We start from the raw sequence: 25,972 nt of genomic DNA, 5'->3' as shown, positions 1-25,972 counted from the left end.
GTCTTCTGCGCCCACTGGTCCCAATTGTAGATGTGGACGTCGGTACCGCAGATCGCGGTCTTCCTGATCTTGATCAGAACGTCGTTCGGGCCGATTTCCGGCACCGGCACTTCTTCCATCCAGATGCCCGGCTCGGCCTTGGCCTTGACCAGCGCCTTCATCATGTTCGACATTCTTTTTTCCCTTGAAACTCTTGACCCGGAATCACTTTTCGCTTCCGGCCGTTCAGGAAATCACACCAAGTTCGCGCCCGACCGCGCCGAACGCCTCGACCGCCCGGTCGATGTCGGCGCTGGAATGGGCGGCCGACATCTGCGTGCGGATGCGCGCCTGGCCCTTGGGCACGACGGGGAAGGAAAAGCCGATGACATAGATGCCGCGCTGCAGCATGCGCGCCGCCATCTCCTGCGCCAGCGTCGCATCGCCGAGCATGACCGGAACGATCGGATGATCGGCGCCGGCCAGCGTAAAGCCGAGCTTACCCATTTCAGACCGGAACTGCGCCGCATTGGCATAGAGGCGCTGGCGCAGCGCATCGCCATTTTGGATCAGTTCGAAAACCCGGATCGAGGCGCCGGCGATCGCCGGCATCAGCGTGTTGGAAAACAGATAGGGACGCGAGCGTTGGCGCAGCCAGTCGACCACCTGGCTCTTGCCCGATGTGTAGCCGCCCGACGCGCCGCCCAATGCCTTGCCGAGCGTGCCGGTGATGATGTCCACCCTGCCCTCGACGCCGCAATGCTCGGCCGAGCCGCGCCCGTTCTTGCCGACGAAGCCGACTGCATGGCTGTCGTCGACCATCACCATGGCATCGTACTTGTCGGCGAGATCGCAGACGCCCTTCAGATTGGCGATGATGCCGTCCATGGAAAAAACGCCGTCGGTGGCGATCAGCTTGAAGCGGCTGCCTTCGGCCTTCTTCAATTCCTCCTCGAGCGCCGCCATGTCGTTGTTGGCATAGCGAAAGCGTTTTGCTTTGGAGAGCCTGACGCCGTCGATGATCGAGGCGTGGTTGAGCGCGTCGGAAATGACCGCATCCTCCTCGGAAAGCAGCGTCTCGAACAGGCCGCCATTAGCATCGAAGCAGGAGCCATAGAGGATCGTGTCCTCCATGCCGAGAAAGCCTGAAATCGTCGCCTCGAGCTGCTTGTGCTCTTCCTGCGTGCCGCAGATGAAACGCACCGACGCCATGCCATAACCATAGCGGTCGAGTGCCTGCTTGGCCGCATCGCGCAAGTCGGCGCTATCGGCGAGGCCAAGATAATTGTTGGCGCAGAAATTCAGCACCCTCTCGCCGCCTACCTCGATCTTAGCCGATTGCGTCGAGGTGATCACCCGCTCGGATTTGTAGAGGCCGGCCGATTTCAGCCCTTGAAGCTCGCTGTCGATATGGGAGAGGAATGCCGCGCTCATGATCTGGCCCTGTTGAGATTCAAATGGACTGTCGCCCCGCGCGGGCGAAAAATCCACCGCAAAAGCGACGGCTTCGGTGACCCGACGGTCAGTGGTCAGAATGCCGCCCCGGAATGCCGCCAAATGGCAGATGTTCAAATGCAGCCGCGGCAAGAAAGAACGCGATAACCATTTCGCGAGCTTTCCACCGCTGCTGCTCTGTCGACTTCCGGAGCTGTTAACCTTTCAAGCCAATGGTCCTCATACCCAACAATCTGTCGGCGAGAGGGACCGCCCCAGAAAATGTCGCAGCAACCGATGCAAACCATTTCGGGCAAGCTCATATTGCTGATCAAGGCAGGCTATTGGCTGGCGCTGCTGATCATTGCAGCCATGGTGATGGCCTCCTTCATCCTTCTCCAGCAGATGATGGCTGGCCATCGGCACGACGACACGCTGCTCGATATTGTCGGCATGCAAAAGGTGCTGTCGCAACGCATTGTCTTCCTTGCCAACGCGGCAGGAGCAGCTACGCCCAACCAACAACCGGCTCTGGTCACCGCATTCAAACAGGCCACGGCCGACTTCGAGAGGAACTACGACCTTCTGCTCGAGCGTGTGGTCGCCGACCCGGCGTCACCGGCAAGGCTCGATCCAAAATCAGTCGAGAACGTCCTTTTCGCCAAGCCGTTTCATCTCGATTACTTCTCGGTCGGGCTTATCGCCAACGGCGAACGCCTGGTTTCGGCGTTTGAATCGCAACTCGGCATGGCCGACAATGGCGGCTACAAGGGTGGCGGCGAACGCGTCAACCTCGACGCTTCCGTCGCCAATGCGGCCCTGTCGGGCTATGCGGCACTCGGCCAGCGCATCAGCGCCCAAGCCGACGCGCGCTCGGAGGGCCTTCTCGCTCTCCATCGAACGCTGTTCTATTCCACCCTCGGCGTCATCGTGCTGGTGGCACTTTTCATCTTCAGGCCGATGTCGAACACCATCCTGCGCAAGACGCGTGAACTGATCGATACCCGCAATTCCATGGCCTTCATCGCCGTGCATGACGGCCTTACCGGCCTGCACAACCGCACCTTCCTGACCGACCATTTCGATACGCTGATCAAGGGCGCGCAGCGCCGGCGGGAGCGGCTTGCGGCGGTCCACCTCGACCTCGACCGGTTCAAGCAGATCAACGACACGCTTGGCCACGCCGCCGGCGACTATGTGCTGGTGGTGACGGCGCAGCGCATGCGTGATTCCTGCCGGGCGTCGGACCTCTGCGTGCGTCTCGGCAGCGACGAATTCGTGATGATCCTCAACGGTGCCGGCGGCACCGAGGACATCAACACGGTCGCCGGGCGCGTCCTGTCGCAGATCAACGAACCGATCGTCTATCGGGGCGCGACCATCCTTCCGGGCGCCAGCGCCGGCGTCGCCGTCTATCCGGTCGACGCCGACAATGCGCAAGATCTGCTCGTCCACGCCGACCTCGCGCTCCACGCCGCCAAGAAGCAGTGTGGCGGCAGTCTCTCATTCTTCTCCGAGGCGTTGCGGCATGAACTCGACTACCGCAAGCGGCTCGAGCATGACATCAGGATCGCTATCGCGGAGAAGACGTTCCAGGTCTATTTCCAGCCACAGGTTTCGTTGTCGAACGGCACGATCGGCGGCATCGAGGCGCTGGTTCGCTGGAGACATGCCGAGCGCGGCATGATCGCACCGGGCGAGTTCATTCCCATCGCCGAGAAATGCGGACTCATGCCGGCGATCGGCCGCATCGTCATCGCCAAGGCAATCGGCGAGGCGGCGGAGTGGAACCGTGCCGGCATTGCCTTCGGACGGCTCGCCGTCAACGTCTCCGGCTCCGAATTGCGTGAGGCCAATTTCGACGCCTTCCTCTTCGGTGCGCTGGAAAAGGCTGGGCTGCCGCCACAAAAACTGTCGCTCGAGATCGTCGAATCCGTCATTCTCGACGACGAGAAGACCGGCATCGCGGCAAAGCTGCGGCACATCCGCGCCGCCGGCATCCATCTTGAACTCGATGATTTCGGCACCGGCTACGCGTCGCTCAGCCACGTCAACCCGAACGAGATCGACAGGCTGAAGATCGATCGCCGCTTCGTCCAGAACATTAATGAGAACGGCGACAACACCAAGATCGTGCGTGCCATCACCGAACTCGCCCGCGGCCTTGGCATCTCGATCGTCGCCGAGGGCGCCGAAACCGAGGCTGAGCTCGATTCGCTGATGGCGATCGGCTGCGACCAGGTGCAGGGCTACTCGATCGCCTTCCCGATGCCGCAGGACCAGGTACGCGAATGGCTGGTCGCGCGGGCGCCGAAGAGAGCCAGGCTGACGGTGCTGCAGGGAAGGCTGGCGTGAGGCGCCAACCTGACACGCCGCTTCGGAAATGGCGGCCTGATGGGGTTACGGCCGGTCTGTAGCTGGCTGCCGCTACATCTTGGGCTCGCTGAACAAAGCGTTCGGCAGTTGGGATCAATCGACATTCGCCCGCAGCGTCGCCAAGACTTCCGCGAACTCCGCCAGCCTGTCGTCCGACAACCCGGTCCGCAGCCGCTTGTCGAAGGCAATGGCTGCCGTGCGCAATTTCAGGAACAGCGCCTCTCCCGCTTCGGTCAGTTCGACCTGATGGACGCGGCGGTTTTCCGGATCGCGGCGCCGGGTCAGCAAACCTTGCGTCTCCATCGCGTTCAGGTGGTGGGTCAGCGTCGCGCCTTGGATTCCGATCATGCCGGCGAGCTCACGCTGGTTGGCCAGTTCGCGCGACTTGATCGACAACAGCGTGACCCAGACCGGCAGCGTGCCGCCCGCCTCGACCAACGTGGCGTCAAAGGCCTGGGCGACAAGCTTTGCGGTGCGGGCGAGATTCATCCCGACTGGCGGGCGGTCAAAAAGCGTCATGATCCGACACTAGAGTAAGGGAAAGGCCGATGGAACTGGCCCTTTGACTTTACATTGACATCTAATCATTTGATATCTAACTTTATGGTTGGCGGTAGGAAAGGAGGAACGCGGTCATGCAGTATGTCTACATCATCGTCCTCGGCCTTCACGTATTGGCCGGTGTGTTCTGGGCTGGAACGACCATCGCTGTCGCCCGCGATCCAGAGATTCGGATCGAACGGTTTTTCCGGCCGCAAATGAACGCGGCCGGCATGGTTTTCCTGACCGGCGCCCTGCTCTGGTATTTCTTCCACAGCGGCTCTTTCGGTTCGATGGAAATGGTTCTGGCCCTGGGTATCGCGACGGCCTTGATTGCCGCCGGTGTTCAGGGAGCGCTGGTCGGCTCTGCCAGCAGGCGGCTTGCCGGCACTGACTCGGCGACGGAAACGCAGTTGCGCGCGAAGATGACACGAGGCGAACGCATCGCTGGTGGGCTGCTGATCATCACCGTACTCTGTATGGCCACCGCCAGGATGTTCTGAGTAGGGCCTGCCGCAATCACGGTTCACTGGCGAGGCGGACAGACCGGCAGCCAGTCGGCCTTGTTCCAGCCGGTACGGCGACCGAGATAGGTGATCTGGATCATCACCTTGCAGTCATGCTCGTGGCAGGCATCGGCGAGTTCAGCGAGCCACGGCACGATGCGGTCGTCATAAACTTGCCGAAGGCGGCCGGGCTGTCGCGCGAGACGATCGCCGAACCGGCGGTCATGGTCAGCGCCATGCCGCCCTTGGCCTTTTCGGCGTGGTAGAGCCGGTAACGCTCTTTCGGCATGCCGTCCTCGGAAAAGGCCGGCTCATGGCTGGTCGACATGACCCGATTCTTCAGCGTCAAATGTTTGAGCTGATAGGGCTGGAGAAGCGGATCGCTGCTGGTCATCGTCTTCCTGTTTCAAATTGTGCTAATGAGCGGCAAATTTTTGTTTTGCGCATGTCGTACCCAAATCCGCGCACCCTCGGGTCGGGCCCGTGGGCAGGCTTTTGGGCGACATGCAGTAAGGAACCCGCCGATGACCGATACGAAAAACCTTACCCAGCTCGGCACCAACGTCGAGGCGCCACAGAACCCTGAAGCAGCAGTCCTGGAGACCGTGCCGTTTTCGCGCGGCGACGGGCCGCCGGCCATCGTTCGCTTCACCTGCCCGGAATTCACCTCGCTCTGCCCGGTCACCGGCCAGCCGGACTTCGCCCACATCGTCATCGACTATGCACCCGACACGCTGCTGGTGGAATCGAAGTCGCTGAAGCTGTTCATGACCTCGTTTCGCAACCATGGCGCCTTCCATGAAGAGTGCACCGTCATGATCGGCCGCCGCATCATCGCCGCGACCAAACCACTGTGGTTGCGCATTGGCGGCTATTGGTATCCGCGCGGCGGCATTCCGATCGACGTGTTCTGGCAGACCGGCGCGCCGCCGGAAGGCGCATGGCTGCCCGACACCCGTGTTGCGCCCTATCGCGGACGCGGCTGAATTCTGCTGCGAGATGTCCGGCGGGACAGCAGGATCGCCAACTCTGGTTTTCGATCGCCATCAGGCGATCGACGCTGTATGTCCCATCCTTCATCGGTCCCTTCTCACTCACACTGATATTGGCTGAGCGCCCATTCGCCGGTCACCGACAGAAGGTCCGATATCTTCCAGTCGCCGTCGACCTTTTTGAACTTCCATTCCAGCCGGTGCGGATTGCCGGCAACGGTAAAGGCGACGATGACCTTGGCCTCATCGCCTTTGACCGTTTCAACGATCTTCAGGCTGTCGTCGATCTCGGCCCTGTCGTACGCCGCATTGTCGAGCGCAATGTTGGGATCGAGGCATTCGCCCTGCCCCGATTTCCGCAGCGCATCGCTTTTGTCGAGCACCGACTTCGCGGGATCGACGAATTGGCTGCGCCGAGCCGGATCGAGCTCGAGCCCGACATGCTCGTAAAACGGTTTCACCACCGCCGTCGGCGAACCTGGCCGCAGCGGAGCTGCCCGTGCATTTTCTGCCGAGAGCGGCGCGCCGAACAGGCCCTGGCCAGCGGTGCTGCTCAAACCCGCGGCCAGCAGGCACGCAGTCGCCAGGGCCAGGATGCGGGCCATGGCATCACTCCGGAGTCTGGCCAGCCAGGCATTCGAGCGCACTCAGCGTCCAGCCGCTGGTCTTCGAGGTGATGTCGGAAACCTTCCACTGGCCGTCGACCTTCTTCAGCGACCAGACCATTTCGCGTTTGGATTCATCGCCTTCCGGGAAAAGGTTGAACGTCACTGTCACGTTGGCGCTGTCGCCATCCACTGCTTCGGACAGCTTCAACGTCTTGGCGACTGTCTTCTCGTCAAAATCCTGCGCGTCGAGACCGGGGGCGAAGTCGATGCAAGGCACCTCGTCAGGCTTGTTCTTCTGCGCCTGGTCGTTGAGGTCGAACAGCTTTGTCACCGGCTCGGTGAAACGGTCGCGGTATTTCGCGTCGGCCTCGAACTTGACCTCGGGCATGTAGAAGAACTTCACCGCATTGGAGGCCGGCCCGGCCAGGGCGGCCGCAGGCGCCGCGATCGAGAGAGCGGCGGCAAGCACAATCAGTCTCATCCGATAATCTCCAGGCTTTCGTGGTGGGTACCCGTTCAATACCACGAATCCATAGCGAGCGCGGTGACGTGAAGCCCGCCCGAAGAAGTCAGCGAGCAAGAGAGCGCAGCTGCTCAAGAGCTTTTGGCGAGCCAGCTCGCAAAAAGCCGGGCTTTCGAACCTGCCCTGGGATGGATTTTCAGATAAAATGCCCTGGGTGAGGGAATGTTGTCGGGTACAAGAGTGACCAGCCGGCCCTGTTCCATCAGGCTTTTGACCAATCCATCCCACCCCAAGACCGCCCCGATATCATCCTGAGCGGCCTGGAGGGCAATCATGTAGTTGTTCACGGAAAACCTGCGGCCTTTCGGGATGGTGTGTCCAAGCGCTTGAAACCACTCCGGCCAGTTCGTCCAGTCGGTTTCCTCGTTGTTCATATGAATCAAAGGCGCCTTGAGCAGATCCTCAACTCGGCCAATGCCGTGCTCGGCGGCGAATTTTGGAGTTCCAAGCGCGACAATGCAATCTTGAAAAAGTTTGTGACACTCCTCGGGACTTTCCTGCGCATCTCCGTAATGAATACTTAGATCACAGCGGATCGCTGTTGCGGGCATGTCGCTGACGATCTGCGAGACAGTGATGGTGGGATGGCTCTTCCAGAAGGCTGAAATCTTCGGTGTAAGCCATAGCGAGCTGACGGCCGTCGTTGTCCGGATGGTCACGTCGGCGGTTTCCGGGCGATCGCGCATGTGAGTGACGGCGTCGGAAATCGTCTCAAGCCCGCGCTGCACGGCAACGAACAGGAACGCCCCTTTCTCAGTCAATTCGACGCCGCGGCTCAAGCGCAGGAACAGGTTGCATCCCAAGTCACCCTCAAGCGCCTTGATCTGGTGGCTGATCGCCGCGGGCGTCACATTCAATTCCTGGGCGGCGTTTTTGAAACTCGCATTTCGGGCGGCTGCCTCGAAGCAGATGAGAGCCGTCACCGAGGAGAGATCGTACGGTCTTGGCATCAACGCTTCTTCGGACCCGCTTTTTGGATGGCTCGCTGAGTGCAACAGATTAGCTGAACTAAATCGTTCTGAAAATTAGTGCTGTTGCGCAAAAGGCGTTCAGGCAAGAAAATTTCATCTCAAATATGCACGCCATCTATGGAATTCCGCATGAACGCCCCCTCGCCCTCGATTCAAGAGTTGCTAGCGCGCCGCGTCTCGGGCTATGCCCTTGAGCAGCCCTTTTACACTTCGCCGACGATTTACCAGCTCGATCTCGAGCACATTTTCTACCAGGAATGGCTCTACGCGGCCCCGGCATGCCAGCTTGCGAAAGCTGGCAGCTACGTGACGATGCGCGTGGGTGCCTATGAGGTGGTCATCGTGCGCGCCCGCGATGGTGAAATCCGCGCCTTCCACAATTCCTGCCGTCATCGCGGCTCGATGATTTGTAAGGCGCGCGAAGGCCAAGTGGCCAAACTCGTCTGCCCCTATCACCAGTGGACCTATGAGCTTGACGGCAAGCTCATCTGGGCAAATGACATGGGGCCCGACTTCGACATGTCCAAACACGGGCTGAAGCCGGTCCATCTGCGCAATCTTGCCGGCCTGATCTACGTCTGTCTGTCCGCTACGCCCCCAGACTTCGAACCGTTTGCCGACCTGGCCCTTCCCTACCTAGAGGTCCATGACCTCAACAATGCGAAGGTCGCGCATACGTCGACCATCGTCGAGAAGGCCAACTGGAAGCTTGTGTGGGAAAACAACCGCGAATGTTACCACTGCAGCAGCAACCACCCGTCGCTCTGCCGCTCCTTCTCGCTCGACCCGGAAGTGGCGGGAGTCTCTGCTGACGGGTCGGTCTCGGCGACCCTCCAGGCGCATTTTGACCGTTGCGAAGCCTCAGGCGCGCCGGCGCAGTTCCGCCTTGGCGGCAGCGGCCAATTTCGCCTGGCGCGGATGCCGCTGCAGCAAAAGGCGGTGAGCTACACGCTCGACGGCAAGGCTGCCGTTCACAAGAATCTTGGCCGGGTGGCCCTGCCCGAAGCAGGCTCGCTGTTGATGTTCCATTATCCAACGACCTGGAGCCACTTCCTGCCGGATCACTCCTTGACCTTCCGAGTCACGCCAATCAGCGCCACGGAGACCGAGGTCACCACCACCTGGCTGGTGAACAAAGATGCCGTCGAAGGGCTCGACTACGACCTCAAGCGCCTGACCGAGGTCTGGATTTCTACAAATGGTGAAGACCGTGAGATCGTCGAGACCAACCAGCAAGGGATCTTCTCTCCTGCCTATGTTCCCGGACCATATTCGCCGGTTCAGGAAAGCGGTGTGACCCAATTCGTCGATTGGTATGCGAACTGGCTGGAGCGCTCTCAGGCCTCGATGCGATTGGCCGCGGAGTGAAGCAATGAACGTGGTGGCAAAACCCAGGCTGGTTTTCTGGACCGACGCGGAAGAACTCGAATGTGCCTCCTTTCTTCCGGAGGCGCCGAACGTCCTGACCTTTTGTTTCCGGTCGCCGTCCGGAGCGCTGTTCAATTTTGATCCGGGACAGTTCCTCACTTTGGAGCTGCCCACTCCCAGCGGTCCGATCTACCGGACCTACACGATATCCTCATCTCCGTCGCGGCCGACCTCGCTGACCATTACCGTAAAGGCTCAAGCCGACTCTGTCGGAACGCAGTGGATGTTTGACAGCCTCCGTCCGGGCATGCGCCTGCGGGCAATTGGTCCGGGGGGCACCTTCTCGATGGCACATCAGCCAGCCGAAAAGTTCCTTTTCATATCGGCCGGCTCGGGCATCACACCGATGATGTCCATGACCACCCATCTGTATGATTCCGGAGTTGATCCGGACATCGTCTTCGTCCACTGCGCGCGCCGTCCTTCTGAGATCATCTTCCGTGAACGGCTGGAGCATATGGCATCGCGCGTAACCGGCATTGACCTGAAATGGGTGGTTGAACAGACCGATCCATACAGGCCGTGGACCGGCTACAGAGGCATGTTCAACCAGCTGATGCTCGGACTGATGGCGCAGGATTATCTTGATCGCGAGGTGTTCTGCTGCGGGCCCGAGCCCTTCATGCAAGCCGTGCGGGAGGCGCTGGCCGGTCTCGGTTTCGACATGGCGCATTACCATCAGGAAAGCTTCCGCGCGCCGCTTCCTGAGGCCGAGAAGGTCCCGGATGACTTCGTTCCCGCCGAGAACAACGAGGCCGAGATCGAATTTGTCCTATCCGGCGTCTCCGCGAAATGCGTCGAGACCGATACGGTCCTGACTGCGGCACGGTCTGCGGGTCTGGTGATCCGATCGGGTTGCAGTATGGGGATATGCGGGACCTGCAAGGTTCGCAAAACCGAAGGCGATGTTCATATGGTCCACAATGGCGGCATCACCGACGAAGAGATTGCCGACGGCTATTTCCTTGCTTGCTGTTCTAATCCGGTTGGCCGTGTGAAAGTCGAGATATAGCAACCATTTCGCGATCTTTGATCAAGGCGCTTCTTCGAAATCGGCAGCGCCTTGACGGTACGCGGCCAACCGACGTCGATGGTGAAGCTATTGATGAGTCACGCGCTTCACCCGCAAGGCGGTCTTGGCTCTTCCTCGGCCGGTAGCCGGGTTTCGGGCAAGCTCAGTGATGCGTCTGGTCCACCAACAGCGCCCAAAATGCGAACAGCGGCCGATCCAGCGATCTCATTGCGTGTTTGATGCCTGGCGGATTGTAGAATGATCCACCGATGCCGGGCGAAAACCAGTCCCTGTCAACCTGCTTGAACTCGCCATGCGGAGAGCACGAGGTAGGTTTCTTCCGGCGGATGATCGTGGTCGGGATACCGGACGTGAGGAGCCATCAAGGTGACGCCGAGCCACAGATCGCATCTGTCCTCGAGGCCGCCCGGGCCAAGGATCATCGCGTTGGCGTGACCGTCGCGTTGCTGCTGGCAGACGGGGCGGGATTTGATTTCAGCCGCCATTCGAGCAGCGGCTCGATCGCCTTGCAGCGCTCAATCAAGTTGCGGAGCGTAGACGGGATCGCCTCTTCCGCCAACGCCGGGCCGAGATAGGAACAGACCGGCAAACGGCTCCCGGCCCTGGTCTTTTCAGGCCCGGGAACCTCCGATTGGGCGAAGAGCTGGATGATCGATCTGCGCGATCGCAGGTCGTGTGAGAACTGGTCAAAGGCCACGAACGCTGTGTCTACAAAATATTGCAGAGCCTCACTTCTGTTCATCTTTCAGCCCTTGTTGTGAGCGGACGCTATGGTCCGTTGCCGGATGTTAGATATCTTTCGCCAGTCGCAGTGCATCGTAGATCGCGGCGTGGGTGTTGCGAGCTGAAACGGCGTCGCCGATACGAAAGAGTTGGAATTGGCCCTGCGCATTCCGCACCACCGACTGCGGCTGCCCGGCGATGAGCTCATCTTGCGAAATCTCTCCGTGATTGGTCGATTTCGGTTTCAGTTCGAAATAGATGTCGTCCAGCGGAATGGTGCCGTGATTGACGACAACCTGATCCACGACGCGCTGTTTGGATATGCCGCCGTAGTCACTGCCGACATTTGCAATGAGCTGATTGCCATTCTTTTCAACTGACTCGAGCCGATAGGTAACGGTGAAGGTCACATCGAGTTTTTGAAGAGACCTCATGTAGGGCACGAGGTTCATAGCCATGACCTCGGGTGAGAATGACCGGTCCGGTGTCATGATTTCAACCTTCGCTCCGGCGCCGGCGAGGAATTCCGCGGCCTGGAGTGCTGCGTGGTCACCCGCGTCGTCGAAGATGAGGACATTGGTTCCCGGCTTTGCGTCTCCGGAGATGATGTCCCAAGACGACACCACGAACTCGTTGCCCTTGGAAAGGACGTCGGTGTGCGCCACCCCGCCCGTTGCGACGATGACAACGTCCGGATTTTCCGCCTCGATGGTTTCGGCTTCCGCCCAGGCATTGAACCTGATGGTCACTCCATGTTTTTCGCACTGGGCCATGCGCCAATCGATGATGCTCATCATCTCCTTGCGGCGCGGGCTCAGCGCTGTCAGCCGGATCTGCCCTCCAGGGTCGCTGGCGGCCTCGAAGACCACGACCTCGTGTCCCCGCTCACCCGCCACGCGGGCGGCCTCGAGGCCAGCCGGACCTGCACCGACGATAACAACTTTCTTGCGGCTGTCGGCCTTGGCGACAATATGCGGCATGGTCAGCTCACGGCCAGTCGCGGCGTTGTGAATGCAGTATGCCGCCCCGCCCTGATAGATACGGTCAAGGCAATAGTTTGCGCCCACGCATGGCCTGATTTCGTCTTCGCGCTTTTCTATGATCTTGCGCACGATGTGGGGGTCGGTCATATGCGCGCGCGTCATGCCGATCATGTCCACCTTGCCCGATGCGATCGCGTGGCGGGCAGTCGCCACATCCGGTATTTTCGCTGCGTGGAAGATTGGGAAGTTGGTTGCCGCACGAATCTCGCCGGCAAAATCAAGATGCGGCGCATTCGCCATTCCCTGAATTGGAATGACGTCCGTCAGGCCCGCATCGGTATCGATGTGGCCGCGGATCACGTTGAGGTAATCGATCAGTCCGCTTTCCTTGAGGCGCTTGGAGATTTCGATGCCCTCCGACACGCCAGTGCCGCCGGGGAGACGTTCATCCGCGGTGTATCGTACGCCCAGGATAAAGTCGTCGCCGACCCGTGACCGGATCGCCTTGAAGACGTCCATGCAAAAGCGCATGCGATTATCGAGCGAACCACCATACGGACCGTCAAGTTCGTTCGTGAGAGGAGACACGAACTGGTCGATCAAGTGGCCATAGGCCTCGAGTTCGACGCCATCCATCCCGCCTGCCTTCATTCGCTCAGCGGCGTCCGCAAAGTCCTTGATGATGCGTTCGATATCCCAGTCTTCAATTTTCTTGGGAAACGCGCGGTGGGAGGCTTCACGATGATGGGACGGCGCCAGAACGGGAAGCCAGTCACCTTTGTCCCAGCGTGTACGCCGTCCAAGATGGGTTAGCTGGATCATGATGGCGGCGCCCTCTTCGTGCACTGCATCTGTCATCTGCCTGATCCACGGCACGATCTCGTCCTTGTAGGCGAGCAGGTTGTTGAAAACCGGGGGGCTGTCCTTCGAGACCGCAGCGGACCCGGCTGTCATCGTCATCGCCACACCGCCCTTCGCCCTTTCAACCGTGTAGGCAAGATAGCGCTCCTTCGGCATCCCGTCCTCCGGATAAGCCGGCTCGTGGGAGGTCACGATGATGCGATTGCGCAGGGTCAAATGCTTGAGTTTGTACGGCTGCAGAAGGGGATCGCTCGACATCTGACGGACTCCGGGCTGAGATGGCAAGTGCGAACGCTATCGAAAATGTACATGCATGTCAAGTTTCGCTTCTGAGAAGTCGATAGAGTCGACAGAGGTGTACATTTTGCTGGTTTTCACTTTGATATTTTGTTAGGCTGATCACTCATGGAGCAAATTTCGAACGATAGCGGATGGCGCGGATCGCCGGAGGGGTGGCTTGAAGCCGCCTACGACCTGCTTCTTGAATCCGGCGTCGACACGGTGAGAATATCGCCACTGGCCAAGAAATTGGGCCTGTCGCGCACCAGCTTCTATTGGTTCTTCAAGGATAGAGAAGAACTGTTGGCTGCCCTCGTGACCCGTTGGCGGGACAAGAACACCGGCAACCTCGTCAAGCAGGCTGAGGCATATGCCGAGACGGTCGCCGAAGCGATGCTGAACGTTTTCGACTGCTGGCTCGACAAATCCTTGTTCGATTCCCAGTTCGAGTTCGCAGTCAGAAGCTGGGCGCTTCAATCCCCTGACATTCTGGCGGAGGTGCAGAAAGCCGACCAGACGCGTCTCGATGCATTGAGCCAGATGTTTGTCCGCTTTGGTTACGACGAAGGCTCAGCCGATGTTCGAGCGCGCACCATCTACCTCGTGCAGATCGGCTACATCTCAATGCAGACCAGCGAAGATCTCGCGGACCGCATGAAGCGCATTCCCGGGTACGTGGAGATTTTTACAGGTAAGGCCCCGCGGAAGCGCGAACTCGACCGGTTCTTCGCCAGACACGGCCATTCGGCGGGCTGAGGAAGCGTTTCGACAATGGGTGAACCCCTGAGCATCGGAATAATCGGCGGAGGTGGCTGGCTTGGACGCGCTATCGCCGAGGCCATTATTGATGCGCAAATAGTCGCCGCAGAGCACCTCACGCTCTCTCATAGAACTGGGCAACCCGACTTTCTGCCAAACGCTACATGGACCAGGGACAACCAGGAACTGGTGGATCGATCTGATGTCATCATCGTCTCGGTCCGGCCCCAGGATTGGCCTGCCATCGACATTACTGCGTCCGGCAAGCTCGCCATGTCGGTTATGGCCGGGATCACTCTCGACCAACTGGCGGGACGTCTTAAAACCGACCGCGTCGTCCGCACGCTTCCGAATGCAGCGGCAGAGGTGCGGAATTCCTATACTCCCTGGATAAGCTCTCAGAGCGTCACTGCGGATGACCGCAATGTCGTTCGCCGGATTCTGGAGGCCTGTGGCGCGGCCGATGAAGTCAAAAGCGAAGCAGATATCGATTATCTGACGGGCCTGACTGGATCCGGCCCGGCGTTTCCGGCGCTCTTGGCGGCAGCGATGATGGACGATGCCGTCAGCCGAGGAATGGATCCAGATGTTGCCCGGCGGAGCGTCAGCGCGGTGCTTGTTGGAACCGGAAAACTCCTCGAGGCTCGTCCAGACAATCCCCAAGATATCGTCCAGACCTTCCTCGACTACCGCGGCACCACCGCGGCAGCGATCGAGGCCATGCGCGCAGCCGGGTTTGAATCTGCCGTGGCAGCCGGCCTTGCCGCGGCGCTCCAGAAATCCGTGACTATGGGACAAGCCACCTGACTGCCGCCCGAGGCCTTCCTCCGACCGCTGGTGTGATATTATGTCAAAACTCTTTCCGCATCTGTTTTCACCTGCAAAGCTAGGCAGTCGCACGCTCCGAAACCGGATCGTGTTCGGGGCTCATACCGCCAACATGGCCGAAAATGGCGTGCCGACCGAACGACACGTTGCCTACTATGCCGAGCGAGCGCTCGGTGGGGCCGGAATGATTGTTGTCGAACCCATGCCCGTCCATCAGGCCGCCGTCCTGACACGCGGCAATTTTCGACCTGGCGACGATAGCGTCATTCCTCATTTCCAACAGGTCACGCGCGCGATAAAGGACCACGGGGCGATCGCCATCCAGCAGCTCTATCACGTCGGAGCGCACGGGGATTCGGACAACTCATTTCACGCGCATTGGTCGCCCTCGGGCCTGCCGAGCTATCATGACAGCGACGGTTCCCACGCCATGTCCGAGGGTGAGATTTGGGAAACCATCGACAGCTTCGTTCAGGCGGCGCGCCGCTGCCAGGAAGCCGGTTTCGACGGCGTCGAAGTCTGGGCTGCCTATCTCGGACTGGTCGATCAGTTCTGGACGCCCTGGACAAACCGACGCGAGGACCAATGGGGAGGGTCGCTCGACAACCGCACGCGGATCTCGCGCGAAATCCTAACCCGCATCCGCGAAAGATGCGGCCTCGATTTCATCATTGGACTCTCGGTCAGCGACGAACCCGACTACACAGTAGCGCTCAGTCGCCAGGAACTGGCGGAGATCATTCGGCTGCACGATGAGCAGGGGCTGATCGATTACGTGACCTGCGGCACTGGCAGCTACCTCGATTTCTACAAGATAATGCCGACGTTTCTCTATCCGGAGAAGCTTGGCACCGATCTCGCGACGACCCTCAAGGCCGCGGTCAAGAAGGCCCTCGTGGTCGCCGAAAGCCACATCAGGACGCCTGAAAACGCCGAAACCGTGCTCGGCGAGAAAGCTGCAGACCTGGTGTCGATCGTCCGGGGCCAGATCGCCGACCCGCATCTGGCACGCAAAGCCGCGGCGGACCGGCCCGAGGATGTGCGCGGATGCATATCCTGCAACCAGATGTGCTGGGGCCGTCGTTCCCGCGACTACTGGATCAGCTGCCTTATCAATCCCTCTGCCGGGCGCGAGTTTGAATGGGGTGGTGACCGGTTCACGTCCGCTGCCATCAAGAAACGGGTGCTTGTCGTCGGCGGCGGTCCCGCCGGCCTCGAGACGGCTCGGGTTGCCGCCGAGCGAGGGCACGACGTGGTGCTGGCCGAAGCCTCCAGTAGGCTGGGCGGGAACTTTCTACTCGCAGGACTGCAGCCGCGCCGCGGGCAAATCCTCGACCTTCTCGGGTGGTATGAACGCCAGCTCAGCAAACTGAATGTCGACGTACGACTGAACACCTACGTCGAGGCCTCGGAAATCGCCTCTTTCCAAGCTGACACCGTTATCCTGGCCACGGGGTCGGTGTCTCCCGAAACCGGCTTTCAGAAGGCTTTGCCGGCAGTGGCGAGCCTGCCCGGCATCGAAAGGGGCAATGTCTTCTCGATCGAATCCGTCATGGCCCGCCATGCACGACCAGGTAAGCACGTGCTTTTGCTCGACGAGGGCGGAGGCTGGCGCGGTTGTGGTACGGCCTGGAAACTTGCCGAGGATGGCCATCAAGTGACCATTCTCACGCCCGATCCGTTGGTCGGCAAGGAACTGCAGCGGACGGCTGCCGATTTCCCGCTGCGACGGACATTGCGCCAGCTTGGCGTCACATGGTTGTTGGATGTCAGCGTGCTGGAATGGCACGGGGACGGCGTGACCATCGTTGACCACAACACGCGTGAAGAAAGCTTTGTGCCGGGCGATTGCCTTGTTCTCGCAACCACCAATGTGGCGGCGAATTGGCTGGCGAAAGAGTTGGAAAGCACGTCCCAGCCTTTCATGGAGGTCGGCGACGCCGTCGCTCCGCGCCAGGCGCCCTACGCCTTCCACGAAGGACGGAAAGTTGCCTTGCGGCTATGACACGCGCACGTTGTGCTTGCGCTTCATAAAATCCTTGGCGGTTTCGACTGCCACGGCCGCGTCGCGGCAATAGGCGTCGGCGCCGACGGCCTTGCCGAATTCCTCGTTGAGCGGGGCACCGCCGACCAGCACGACGTAGTCGTCGCGGATGCCCTTTTCCTTCATCGTGTCGATGACGACCTTCATGTAGGGCATGGTCGTCGTCAGCAGCGCCGACATGCCGATGATGTCAGGCTGGTGCTGTTCGATGGCGTCGAGATATTTTTCCACCGCATTGTTGATGCCGAGGTCGATGACGTCGAAGCCGGCGCCCTCCATCATCATGCCGACAAGGTTCTTGCCGATATCGTGGATGTCGCCCTTGACGGTGCCGATCACCATCTTGCCCTGCTTCGGCGCGCCGGTGGCGACAAGCAGCGGACGCAGGATGAACATGCCCGCCTTCATCGCGTTGGCCGACAACAGCACTTCCGGCACGAACAGAATGCCGTCGCGAAAATCCTCGCCGACGATGCGCATGCCTTCGACCAGCGCCTCGGTCAGCACCTTGTAAGGCGCCCAGCCGCGCTCGAGCAGGATGTTGGTGCCTTCCTCGATCTCTTCCTTCAGCCCGTCATAAAGGTCGTCGTGCATCTGCTGCACGAGTTCGTCGTCGGAAAGCTCGGAAAGGACGATCTCGTCGTCGGACATGTTTGACGCACTCACTGATTTCAACGGTTTGCGGTCCGCCGGCACCTGTTTTCTGCAACGGGTGCCGGCGGGTCATTGCCAGCCTTGGGAGCTAACTCAGGCATCCAGCCAGACGTTCTGAAGATCCATCTCGAAAGTCTGGTGGACCGCGTAGTTCTTCACCTTCTTGTTCATGTGGCTGTACAGCTTCTGCCAGAACGGCTGAATGATGACGCCCGAATCCTGCAGGATCTGCTCGACGTCCTTCATGACCTCGCGGCGCTTCTCCACGTCGATGAGTGAGAGGGCCTGCTTGAGCTTGGCGTCGAAATCAGGATTCGAATACGCCGTTTCATTCCAGGCCTCGCCGGTGCGATAGCCGAGCGCCAACACCTGAACGCCGAGTGGGCGCATATACCAGATGGTCATGGAATAGGGGTATTTCGTCCAGTCGTTCCAGAAGGTCGAACCCGGCAGCACCGTGCGCTTCACCTTGATCCCGGCATCGCGCAGCTGGCCGGCAATCGCGTCGCCGGTGTTCTTTTGCCAATCGTCCTCGACGGTGATCAGTTCATGCTCGAAATCGGCCTGTCCGGCCTCGGCCATCAGCTTCTTGGCGCCGGCCGCATCGCGTGTCTTCTTGGGCAGCGGAAAATATTCCGGATGGATCGGGCTGACATGGTGGTTTTCGCCTGGGGTGCCGCGCCCGGCGTAGCCAAGTTCGAGCACCGCATTGTTGTCGACGGCCATCTGCAGGGCGTTGCGTACCCGCTGGTCATCATAAGGCTTGTGCATGATGTTGGTGCGGGCAACGAGCGTCGTCGCCGTCGCGACCTCCGATTTCACCAGATCCATCTGGTCGAGGATGTCGATGAAGTCGGCGGGCGTCTCGAAATTGACGTCGATTTCCTCGGATTCGAATGCATTCACCGAGGCGTTGAAGTCGGTGCCGTAGTCGATGAATTCGACGCTGTCGAGCGGCGCTTCACCGCCCCACCATTTGCCATTCTCGCGACGCTTGACGACCGCGTTCTGGCCGACCGAATAAGACACAAGCTCGAAAGGACCTGTGCCGATCGGCTTGGCGAGCGGATCGGCGCCATCGGCATCGAATTTGCGGTGGACGACGAGCGCTGGATAGTCGGTGAAGTTCGGGATCAGCGAGATATCAGGTTCGTTCAGCGTCAGCTTGACCGTGTTGTCGTCGACCTTGGTGATCGCCCCGTCCCTGGCCTTGCCGGTTTTGACGTCGATCAGCGCACCGACGCGCGCGGCCATCGAATTGCCGGCGGCATCCTTCTCGCACCAGCGCGTCAGATTGTAGACCACGTCGTCGGCGTTGAAGGCGTCGCCATTGTTCCAGGTGACGCCCTTGCGCAGATGCAGCACGTATTCGGTGGCGTCGTCGTTGACGTCCCAGCTCTCGAGCAGGACCGGCTCGAAAGTGAATTCGCGGGTGTAGCGGACAAGCGGCTCGAGCCAGCAGCGCGAAATGTTGGCAAGCTCCACCCAGTCGTAAGTACGCGGATCCTTCTGCGCCTTCACCGACATCGATACGCGCAGCGTTCCGCCTTTCCTGGGCTCTTCGGCCAAAGCCCGTCCCGGCACCGCAAGACCGATCATAGCGTAGGCAAGGGCAGTCGATGCCCCGAACGCGCTTGCCAGCGCCAGAAACTCGCGCCGGTCCATCCGGCCCGAGCGGGCTTCTTCAGCCATCGCTTCGATAACGCTGGGGACACGATCACCGTTGTTTCTGAAGAGTGCCATTGTTTCCTCCCTTATTGGTTGCCTTTGGGTCTTCGCCCGTTGCATTAACTAACGCTGTCCGGCAGCTTCTCCTCGCGCAGCGCGATCAAATCTTTGAGACCATCGGCGATGCCGTCATCGAGCTTCGGCTCCTCATAATCGGCGAGCATATTGCGCGCTTTCTCGCGGCCGCGCGTGTCGTGGTCCTTTGCCCCTTCAGCCCTCCACTGTTCGTAGGAATTGAAGTCCATGATGCTGGGCATGAAGAAGGCGGACTGGAAATGCTCGAGCGTGTGCTGGGTGCCGAGAAAATGGCCCTGCGGCCCGACCTCGCGGATCGCCGCCATCGCTTCCTTGAAATCGTCGAACGGCAGGCCGCCGGCATATTTGTACCAGCCGACAAGCTGTTCGCAGTCCGTCGCAAATTTTGAATAGCCGCAGGTCAGGCCGGCCTCGAGCCATCCGGCGGCGTGCCAGATGTAGTTGGCGCCGGCAAGGATGGCGGCATGCATCAGCATGTTCGCCTCGTAGCCTGCCTGGGCGTCGTTGAGTTTCGACCCGACATGGAAGCCCGACGTGCGCCATGGCAGCCGGTATTTCCGCGCCAGTGCTCCCATCAAATACATCATCTGGGCGGCCTCGGGCGTGCCACCCATCGGCGCGCCGGTCTTCATGTCGACCGTGACCATGAATTGTCCGTAGATCTGCGGTGAACCCGGACGCAGCAGCTGCGTGAAGGCGACGCCCGCCAGCGCTTCGGCATTGACCTGCGCTACCGCTCCCACCGCCGAGGCCGAAGTCGAGGCGCCGCATAGCGCGAAGGGCGCGAGAATCAGCGGCTGGTTGTGGCGGGCATAGACCTTCATCGCGTCCAGCATGGTGGCGTCCCACACCAGCGGCGAGTTGCAATTGGTGATCGCGACCAACACCGGGTTGTCGCGGACAAAATCCTCGCCGAACACGATGCCCGCCATCGCCATCGTGTCTTCGGCTCGCTCCTTTGAGGTGACGATGCCCATGAACGGCTTGTCGGAGTGCTTCAGCGCTGAATGGATGATGTGGAGGTGACGTTTTGGCACCGCAATTTCCATCGGCTCGCAAATGACCGAGCTCGACGAATGCAGCGCCGGCGCCATATAGGCGAGCTTGTGGAAATTGTTGAGGTCGGCGAGTGTGCCGTAGCGCCTGTTGTTGTCGAGGTCGCGCACGTAAGGCGCCCCATACATCGGCACGAAGATCGAGTTGTTGCCGCCGACACGCACCGATCGCTCAGAATTCCTCGCGTTGAGCGTGAACTCCGGCGGGACTTTCGACACCAGTTCCATCAAGAGCGCGCGGTCAATGCGGACGCGCGTCTCAGAGACATCGGCTCCGGCGGCCTTCCAGAGGGTGATCGCCTCGTCGTCGCGGAATTCGCAGCCCACCTCTTCGAGGATCGAGAGCGACGCCTCATGGATCAATTCCACCGCCTCGTCCGGGACCATTTGATAGGCGGGTATGTTGCGAACCAGCGTCGGAAACGACGCCATCGGAGTTCCCCGCAGCGCCTTGCGGCCCAGGCGGCCGCCCCCTCGGCGGTTGGCGTGTTCGGTGACTTCGGCGGCCGGTGCGTTCATGGCAACTCTATCCTCCCAATGACGACCAGCCTAGCGAGAGGAAATATGGCTGTGACGCTGGAAAATCCTGATCACTTGTATAAGCTCAGCTTATGCGAAGCTTGCGCCATCTGCTGCCCTCGGCCGGCAGCCTGATCGTTTTCGAGGCCGCCGGCCGGCTGTCGAGCTTTACCGCGGCCGGGCGGGAGCTCGGCATGACGCAGGCTGCCGTGTCCTATGCGATCCGCGGGCTTGAAGAGCAGCTCGGCGCGAAACTCTTCCAGCGCCGCCATCGTCAGGTCAGCCTTACCGAAGCCGGCGAGCGTTTCCACGCCGACGTCTCGCTCGGCCTGTCGCACATCCGCAAGTCGGCGGAGGATCTGCGCCTACAGGCGACCGGCGGCCATGTGACGCTCGCTGCCTCGACCGCCTTCGCCTCGTTCTGGATGATGCCGCGCCTGCAGCAGTTCCGCGACGAACTGCCGGGCATCGACTTGCGCATCCAGACCGCCGACCGCGATCTCGATATCATCGCCGAAGACATTCCCCTCGGCGTTCGTGGCGGCGAACCCCAGGGATGGCCGGACTATCATTCGCTGCCGCTCGCCGATGAGGAAATATTCCCGGTTGCCGGCGCAAGCTATGTGGCGCGGTTCGGACTGCCGGAGAGCGTCGAGGATCTGCCATCGCACCGGCTCATCCATCTCGAAGAGCCGTTTCGCGAAGCCGCGAGCTGGGACGAGTGGTTCGCCTCGGCCGGGGTCAACATCACCGATGCCGGGCGCGGCTTGCGCATCAACGATTATGCCCTGGTGATCCAGGCGGTCATGGAAGGGCAAGGCATTGCGCTCGGCTGGGGTCACCTCGCCGAGCGCCTGCTGGCGTCGGGTCTGCTGGTGCGTGCGACCGGCCACACGATGACGACCGGCAAGGGCTTTCATGTCATCTGGTCGAGAACCCGCGACCTCAGCGACAATGCCCGCAAGGTGCGGGACTGGCTGGCGGCGCAGGCGTGAGGCTCCCATTAATGCTCAATCAACCGTCACAACGATCTTGCCGAATTGCTCGTTCGACTCGAGAAAGCGATGCGCTTCGACGATCTGCTCGAATGAAAAGGTTTTGGCGATTGCCGGCTTTAGCGAACCCGACATCAATCCGTCGAGGATGAACGCCTTGGCAGCTTCCAACTTCACCGGATCGCCAGTGATCTCGTGGACGAGATAGCCGCGCAGCGTCAGCGTCTTGGCCAGCACATCGAACAGCGGGAACGGCGTCGGCTCGGGGCTCAAGCCGCCATATTCGATGAGAATGCCACCCCGTGCCATCGCCGCCGTCAGAGGTTCGAAAATCGGGCCGCCGACTGCGTCGAAAACCACTCGGATGTTGTCCGGACTGGCGATTTCCTTCAGCCGGGCTTCCAGATCTTCGTCCGCTGAAGCGACGACATGGGCCGCCCCGAACTTGAGCAGGGCCTCTCTCTTGACAGATGTCCGCGTCACCGCGATCGCGGTCGCACCAACGATGTTGGCAATCTGGATCGCGGCAAGTCCGACACTGCTCGATGCCGCGGTAATGACGACGAAGTCGTCTCCGCTGAGCTTGGCAATGTCGATCAGTGCGCCATAGGCGGTGAGATATTGCATCCAGACGGCTGCCGCCTCTTCCCAGGTAAGCGATGGCGGGTGCTTGGCCACGAGATGGGCGGGATATGTGGCGATCTCACCATAGGCGGGCCAGCGGGCCATCGATAATGGCGGCACGACGCTGACGGCGTCACCTGGCGCAAAACCGTGCACGGCTTCGCCGACCGCTTCGACGACACCCGCTGCCTCAAGGCCAAGACCGGAAGGCAACGGCGGCGTCTGGATATAAGTGCCCGAACGCAGCAGCGCCTCGGCCCGGTTGAGACCCAATGCCTTGACCCGGATCTGAATCTCGCCCCGACCGAGCGCGGGAATATCGAGATTCTCGATGCGCAGAACCTCGGGACCACCATGCTCATGAAAGCGAACAACACGTGCCATGCGGCCATAACTCCAAAATATTTGAACCGAATACGCTATGCCATCGGCCATCCGGCAGATAAATGCTTGCTTTGGCAAGACAGTAGAAACTGGGAGTTTTGAATATGGATCGCCTTACGAGCATGGCCGTGTTCGTCAAAACCGTCGATCTTGGCTCGTTCGCGGCGACTGCTGCCGCTCTCGATCTGTCCGGACCGATGGTCGGCAAGCATGTCCGGTTTCTCGAGGAGCGTCTGGGCGTGCGCCTCATCAACCGGACCACACGCCGCCAGAGCCTGACCGACTTCGGGCGCGCCTACTATGAGCGCTGCCGGATGGTACTCGCTGAAGCCGAAGCTGCGGATGCACTGGCGGCCGATCAACTTTCCGAACCACGCGGAAAGCTGCGCGTCATCATGCCCGTGCACTTCGGCCGGCGCTGCGTTGCCCCGATGCTGCTGGAGCTTGCGCAGCGATATTCCGCTCTGGAACTCGACCTGTCTTTCAGCGATCCCATCGCCGATCTTGCAGAGGATGGCTGCGATCTTGCCATCCGGACCGGCAATCTGGAGGATCAGGCCGGCGTGATGGCGCGTCGCGTCGCGCGCCAGCGCATGGTCGTCTGCGCGTCGCCATCCTATCTCGAGATGCACGGGCAGCCACGGCGGGTAGAGGATCTCGGCAGCCACCAGACCATCATCTACCGCCGTTCGGGCCGTGTCGTTCAACCGTGGCTGTTTCCGCGTGATGGCCAGCGTGCGCTGGAGGTCATGCCGGTCAGCCGGCTGCGGCTCGACGACCTCGCTGCGATCGCCGATGCTGCGGCAGCCGGCATGGGGCTCGCCTGGCTGCCATACTGGCTGGTGCGTGAGCGCATTCAGGCCGGCGCACTTGTCGTGCTGTTGCCGGAACAGCCGGGATTTCTTTACGACGCCTATGCGCTCTGGCTGCAGACGCCTCACTTGCCGCTGAAGGTCCGCCTTGCCGTCGACGCGCTGTCAGCGGCACTGCCCAGGCTGATGACGTGAAATGGAGGAGCACGGTGAGCGGCGCGGATTCCTGAATTCGCCCCTCCCGCTTGGGCGACGAATCCGCGTATAGTACCCCCATGCCCATTCGCCAGCTTTCCGAAACGATGATCAACCAGATCGCCGCCGGCGAAGTCATCGAGCGTCCGGCAAGCGTGGTCAAGGAACTGGTCGAGAACGCACTCGATGCCGGCGCTGGGAGAATAGAGATCGTCACCGCCGGCGGTGGGCTGAACCTGATCCGCGTCACTGACGACGGCTCGGGCATCCCGGAAAAGGAACTGCCGCTGGCGATCGCACGCCATTGCACCTCGAAGCTCGCCGATGACATTCACGACATCCGCTCGCTCGGGTTTCGCGGCGAAGCGCTGCCGTCGATCGGCTCGGTGGCGCGGCTGTCGATCCGCTCGCGCACCGCCAACGGCGACAGCGCCGCCGAGATCGGTATCGAGGGCGGGCGCGTGTCCGCCGTCAAGCCGGCGGCCGCCAATCGCGGCACCACGGTCGAGGTGCGCGACCTGTTCTTCGCCACGCCGGCGCGGCTCAAATTCATGAAGGGCGAGCGCGCCGAAAGCTCGGCGACCAGCGACGTGATCAAGCGTATCGCGATCGCTTTCCCGGCCGTGCGCTTCACGCTGGCCGGCTCCGACCGCTCGACGCTGGAACTGCCGGCGACCGACGACAGCCCGGAAGGCCGGCTGCGCCGCGTCGCGCAAGTGATGGGCGCCGACTTTCCGGCCAACGCGATCGCCATCGACGCCATGCGCGACGGTGTGCATCTTGCCGGCCACGTGTCGATCCCGTCGTTCAGCCGCGCCAACGCGCTGCAGCAATATGCCTATGTCAACGGCCGGCCGGTGCGCGACAAGCTGATTGCCGGCGCCATCCGCGGCGCCTTCGCCGACGTGCTGCCGCGCGACCGCCATGCGGTGACGGTGCTGTTCCTGACGCTCGATCCGGCCATCGTCGACGTCAATGTCCACCCGGCCAAGGCCGACGTCCGCTTCCGCGATCCGGGGCTGGTGCGCGGGCTGATCGTCGGCGCCATTCGCGAGGCGCTGGCCAATGCCGGCATCCGTGCCGCCACATCAGGGGCGGCCGGCATGATGGCGGCATTCCGGCCAGGCGCAGCATCCTATGCGCATCCAGGACCGGCCAACGGCCATCGCAGCTACGAAGCGGCCTACCGGGCCTCTGGCTTCGCCGGTTTCGATCCGGCCCGCTCGCCGCAACGGCCGCTGGATGCAGGATCTGCAAATGGTGGCTTCGGCGAAAACGATCAGGCGGCGTTCGATGCCGGTTCGCTTCACAGCGCCGACGCGCGCGCCGGACAAGACAAAGCGGCGGAGACGCTGCTCGGCATGGCGCTGGGCGCCGCACGGGCGCAAGTACACGAGAACTACATCGTCGCGCAGACCAGGGATTCGCTCGTTATCGTCGACCAGCATGCGGCGCATGAGCGGCTGGTCTACGAGGCACTGAAGAACGCATTGCATGCGCGCGCCGTGCCGTCGCAGATGCTGCTTTTGCCCGAGATCGTCGATCTGCCGGAAGAGGATGCAGAGCGGCTCGCCTTGCATTCCGAAACACTGGCCCGCTTCGGCCTCGCCGTCGAACGCTTCGGCCCGGGTGCGGTCGCGGTGCGCGAGACGCCGTCGATGCTCGGCGAAACCAATGTCCAGCAGCTGGTGCGCGACCTTGCCGACGAGATCGCCGACAACGACACCGTCGACACGCTGAAAGAGCGGCTGGACAGGATAGCCGCGACCATGGCCTGCCACGGCTCGGTGCGTTCCGGCCGCCTGCTCAAGCCGGAAGAGATGAACGCACTGCTGCGCCAGATGGAGGCGACGCCCGGGTCCGGCACCTGCAACCACGGCCGCCCGACCTATATCGAGCTCAGGCTCGCCGACATTGAGCGACTGTTCGGGCGGCGGTGAAGGGACTGAGCTTTTCAGTTCTGACGGCGCAGCCCCCTCTCCGGGGGGGGGGGGGGGGGCCCCCCCCCCCCCAAAAAAATTGGGGGGGGGGGCCCGACCACAACCCCCCCCCCCCCCCCAAAAAGGGTGGGGGGGCCCCCCCCAAGGGGGGGGGGGGGGGGTT

22 protein-coding genes and 3 pseudogenes are annotated in these 25,972 nt (G+C 61.2%); 11 read left to right on the top strand and 14 right to left on the bottom strand.

The genetic code is table 11. The features are described 5' to 3' along the window. Together tdh and AC0L2A_RS26785 are read right to left on the bottom strand one after the other, a co-directional pair. A pseudogene (gene tdh / locus AC0L2A_RS26790) lies at nt 1-173 on the bottom strand (L-threonine 3-dehydrogenase); the annotation flags it as partial. A 52-nt stretch (nt 174-225) separates the two neighbouring features. Beyond that, nucleotides 226-1,413: a glycine C-acetyltransferase gene (locus AC0L2A_RS26785; RefSeq protein ID WP_473611354.1), complete on the bottom strand. Its 1,188-nt coding sequence runs from the start codon at nt 1,411-1,413 to the stop codon at nt 226-228. A 282-nt stretch (nt 1,414-1,695) separates the two neighbouring features. Between AC0L2A_RS26785 and AC0L2A_RS26780 the strand changes: the two genes are divergently transcribed. Further along, entirely contained in the window at nt 1,696-3,768 is a 2,073-nt protein-coding gene (locus AC0L2A_RS26780; protein WP_473611352.1) for a putative bifunctional diguanylate cyclase/phosphodiesterase, read from the top strand. A 114-nt stretch (nt 3,769-3,882) separates the two neighbouring features. Here the strand turns inward: AC0L2A_RS26780 and AC0L2A_RS26775 are convergent, their stop codons facing one another. Continuing rightward, nucleotides 3,883-4,308 (bottom strand): MarR family winged helix-turn-helix transcriptional regulator, encoded by a 426-nt coding sequence (locus tag AC0L2A_RS26775; protein WP_027153887.1) that lies wholly within the window; start codon nt 4,306-4,308, stop codon nt 3,883-3,885. A gap of 116 nt (nt 4,309-4,424) precedes the next feature. Here AC0L2A_RS26775 and AC0L2A_RS26770 point away from each other — a divergent pair, with 116 nt between their 5' ends. After that, entirely contained in the window at nt 4,425-4,832 is a 408-nt protein-coding gene (locus AC0L2A_RS26770) for a hypothetical protein (RefSeq protein WP_473611358.1), read from the top strand. Here the strand turns inward: AC0L2A_RS26770 and AC0L2A_RS26765 are convergent. Beyond that, nucleotides 4,833-5,229: pseudogene (locus tag AC0L2A_RS26765) on the bottom strand (oxidoreductase); the annotation flags it as partial. A 130-nt stretch (nt 5,230-5,359) separates the two neighbouring features. Between AC0L2A_RS26765 and queF the strand changes: the two are divergent. Then, entirely contained in the window at nt 5,360-5,821 is a 462-nt protein-coding gene (queF, locus tag AC0L2A_RS26760; RefSeq protein ID WP_473611351.1) for a preQ(1) synthase, read from the top strand. A 104-nt stretch (nt 5,822-5,925) separates the two neighbouring features. On the opposite strand, the gene AC0L2A_RS26755 is transcribed toward queF, so the two are convergent. The 3 genes from AC0L2A_RS26755 to AC0L2A_RS26745 form a co-directional block, all read right to left on the bottom strand. Next, complete coding sequence (locus tag AC0L2A_RS26755; protein WP_473611349.1) at nt 5,926-6,432, bottom strand: MTB12 C-terminal domain-containing protein; 507 nt, start codon at nt 6,430-6,432, stop codon at nt 5,926-5,928. A gap of 4 nt (nt 6,433-6,436) precedes the next feature. Then, the gene (locus tag AC0L2A_RS26750; RefSeq protein ID WP_287257760.1) at nt 6,437-6,916 is read right to left on the bottom strand and encodes a DUF3828 domain-containing protein; all 480 of its coding nucleotides are present in this window, start codon (nt 6,914-6,916) and stop codon (nt 6,437-6,439) included. 113 nt (nt 6,917-7,029) lie between these two features. Then, entirely contained in the window at nt 7,030-7,908 is an 879-nt protein-coding gene (locus AC0L2A_RS26745; protein WP_473611348.1) for a LysR family transcriptional regulator, read from the bottom strand. A 150-nt stretch (nt 7,909-8,058) separates the two neighbouring features. Here AC0L2A_RS26745 and AC0L2A_RS26740 point away from each other — a divergent pair, with 150 nt between their 5' ends. Then, nucleotides 8,059-9,297, top strand: a complete 1,239-nt coding sequence (locus AC0L2A_RS26740; protein ID WP_473611347.1) for an aromatic ring-hydroxylating oxygenase subunit alpha — start codon at nt 8,059-8,061, stop codon at nt 9,295-9,297. A 4-nt stretch (nt 9,298-9,301) separates the two neighbouring features. Beyond that, complete coding sequence (locus AC0L2A_RS26735) at nt 9,302-10,369, top strand: FAD-binding oxidoreductase (RefSeq protein ID WP_473611345.1); 1,068 nt, start codon at nt 9,302-9,304, stop codon at nt 10,367-10,369. 163 nt (nt 10,370-10,532) lie between these two features. On the opposite strand, the gene AC0L2A_RS26730 is transcribed toward AC0L2A_RS26735, so the two are convergent. From AC0L2A_RS26730 to AC0L2A_RS26720, 3 genes and pseudogenes are all read right to left on the bottom strand, one after another. Then, the gene (locus tag AC0L2A_RS26730; RefSeq protein ID WP_473611356.1) at nt 10,533-10,640 is read right to left on the bottom strand and encodes a hypothetical protein; all 108 of its coding nucleotides are present in this window, start codon (nt 10,638-10,640) and stop codon (nt 10,533-10,535) included. 22 nt (nt 10,641-10,662) lie between these two features. Then, nucleotides 10,663-11,132, bottom strand: a pseudogene (locus tag AC0L2A_RS26725) (dimethylsulfonioproprionate lyase family protein). Between the two features lie 46 nt (nt 11,133-11,178). Beyond that, nucleotides 11,179-13,215: an oxidoreductase gene (locus AC0L2A_RS26720; protein ID WP_473611344.1), complete on the bottom strand. Its 2,037-nt coding sequence runs from the start codon at nt 13,213-13,215 to the stop codon at nt 11,179-11,181. A gap of 147 nt (nt 13,216-13,362) precedes the next feature. Here AC0L2A_RS26720 and AC0L2A_RS26715 point away from each other — a divergent pair, with 147 nt between their 5' ends. Genes AC0L2A_RS26715 through AC0L2A_RS26705 form a run of 3 tightly spaced genes read left to right on the top strand, consistent with a single transcriptional unit; the run spans nt 13,363 to nt 16,828 of the window. Next, nucleotides 13,363-13,992 (top strand): TetR/AcrR family transcriptional regulator, encoded by a 630-nt coding sequence (locus tag AC0L2A_RS26715; protein WP_027153879.1) that lies wholly within the window; start codon nt 13,363-13,365, stop codon nt 13,990-13,992. A 15-nt stretch (nt 13,993-14,007) separates the two neighbouring features. Further along, nucleotides 14,008-14,802 (top strand): pyrroline-5-carboxylate reductase family protein, encoded by a 795-nt coding sequence (locus tag AC0L2A_RS26710; protein ID WP_473611342.1) that lies wholly within the window; start codon nt 14,008-14,010, stop codon nt 14,800-14,802. A gap of 40 nt (nt 14,803-14,842) precedes the next feature. Continuing rightward, nucleotides 14,843-16,828: an oxidoreductase gene (locus tag AC0L2A_RS26705; protein ID WP_473611341.1), complete on the top strand. Its 1,986-nt coding sequence runs from the start codon at nt 14,843-14,845 to the stop codon at nt 16,826-16,828. Here AC0L2A_RS26705 and AC0L2A_RS26700 read toward each other — a convergent pair. The 3 genes from AC0L2A_RS26700 to AC0L2A_RS26690 all read right to left on the bottom strand — a co-directional run bounded on the left by AC0L2A_RS26700 (nt 16,823) and on the right by AC0L2A_RS26690 (nt 20,859). Further along, the gene (locus AC0L2A_RS26700) at nt 16,823-17,518 is read right to left on the bottom strand and encodes a corrinoid protein (protein WP_128170762.1); all 696 of its coding nucleotides are present in this window, start codon (nt 17,516-17,518) and stop codon (nt 16,823-16,825) included. The genes AC0L2A_RS26705 and AC0L2A_RS26700 overlap by 6 nt on opposite strands. Before the next feature lie 96 nt (nt 17,519-17,614). After that, nucleotides 17,615-19,264 carry an ABC transporter substrate-binding protein gene (locus AC0L2A_RS26695; protein WP_473611340.1) on the bottom strand — a complete coding sequence of 550 codons (1,650 nt, stop codon included), beginning with the start codon at nt 19,262-19,264 and terminating at the stop codon, nt 17,615-17,617. Between the two features lie 44 nt (nt 19,265-19,308). Then, the gene (locus AC0L2A_RS26690; protein WP_473611338.1) at nt 19,309-20,859 is read right to left on the bottom strand and encodes a trimethylamine methyltransferase family protein; all 1,551 of its coding nucleotides are present in this window, start codon (nt 20,857-20,859) and stop codon (nt 19,309-19,311) included. A 92-nt stretch (nt 20,860-20,951) separates the two neighbouring features. Here AC0L2A_RS26690 and AC0L2A_RS26685 point away from each other — a divergent pair, with 92 nt between their 5' ends. Then, nucleotides 20,952-21,854 (top strand): LysR substrate-binding domain-containing protein, encoded by a 903-nt coding sequence (locus tag AC0L2A_RS26685; RefSeq protein ID WP_091600526.1) that lies wholly within the window; start codon nt 20,952-20,954, stop codon nt 21,852-21,854. A gap of 15 nt (nt 21,855-21,869) precedes the next feature. Here the strand turns inward: AC0L2A_RS26685 and AC0L2A_RS26680 are convergent, their stop codons facing one another. Next, nucleotides 21,870-22,862 (bottom strand): zinc-dependent alcohol dehydrogenase family protein, encoded by a 993-nt coding sequence (locus AC0L2A_RS26680; protein WP_473611337.1) that lies wholly within the window; start codon nt 22,860-22,862, stop codon nt 21,870-21,872. A gap of 104 nt (nt 22,863-22,966) precedes the next feature. On the opposite strand from AC0L2A_RS26680, the gene AC0L2A_RS26675 reads away from it, so the two are divergent. Together AC0L2A_RS26675 and mutL are read left to right on the top strand one after the other, a co-directional pair. Then, entirely contained in the window at nt 22,967-23,869 is a 903-nt protein-coding gene (locus tag AC0L2A_RS26675) for a LysR family transcriptional regulator (RefSeq protein ID WP_473611336.1), read from the top strand. Between the two features lie 80 nt (nt 23,870-23,949). Next, the gene (gene mutL, locus AC0L2A_RS26670; RefSeq protein ID WP_473611334.1) at nt 23,950-25,809 is read left to right on the top strand and encodes a DNA mismatch repair endonuclease MutL; all 1,860 of its coding nucleotides are present in this window, start codon (nt 23,950-23,952) and stop codon (nt 25,807-25,809) included. The last annotated feature ends 163 nt before the right edge of the window (nt 25,810-25,972 follow it).

This window comes from Mesorhizobium sp. WSM4844, assembly GCF_055811775.1.
This window is presented reverse-complemented; position numbering and strand designations above follow the sequence as displayed.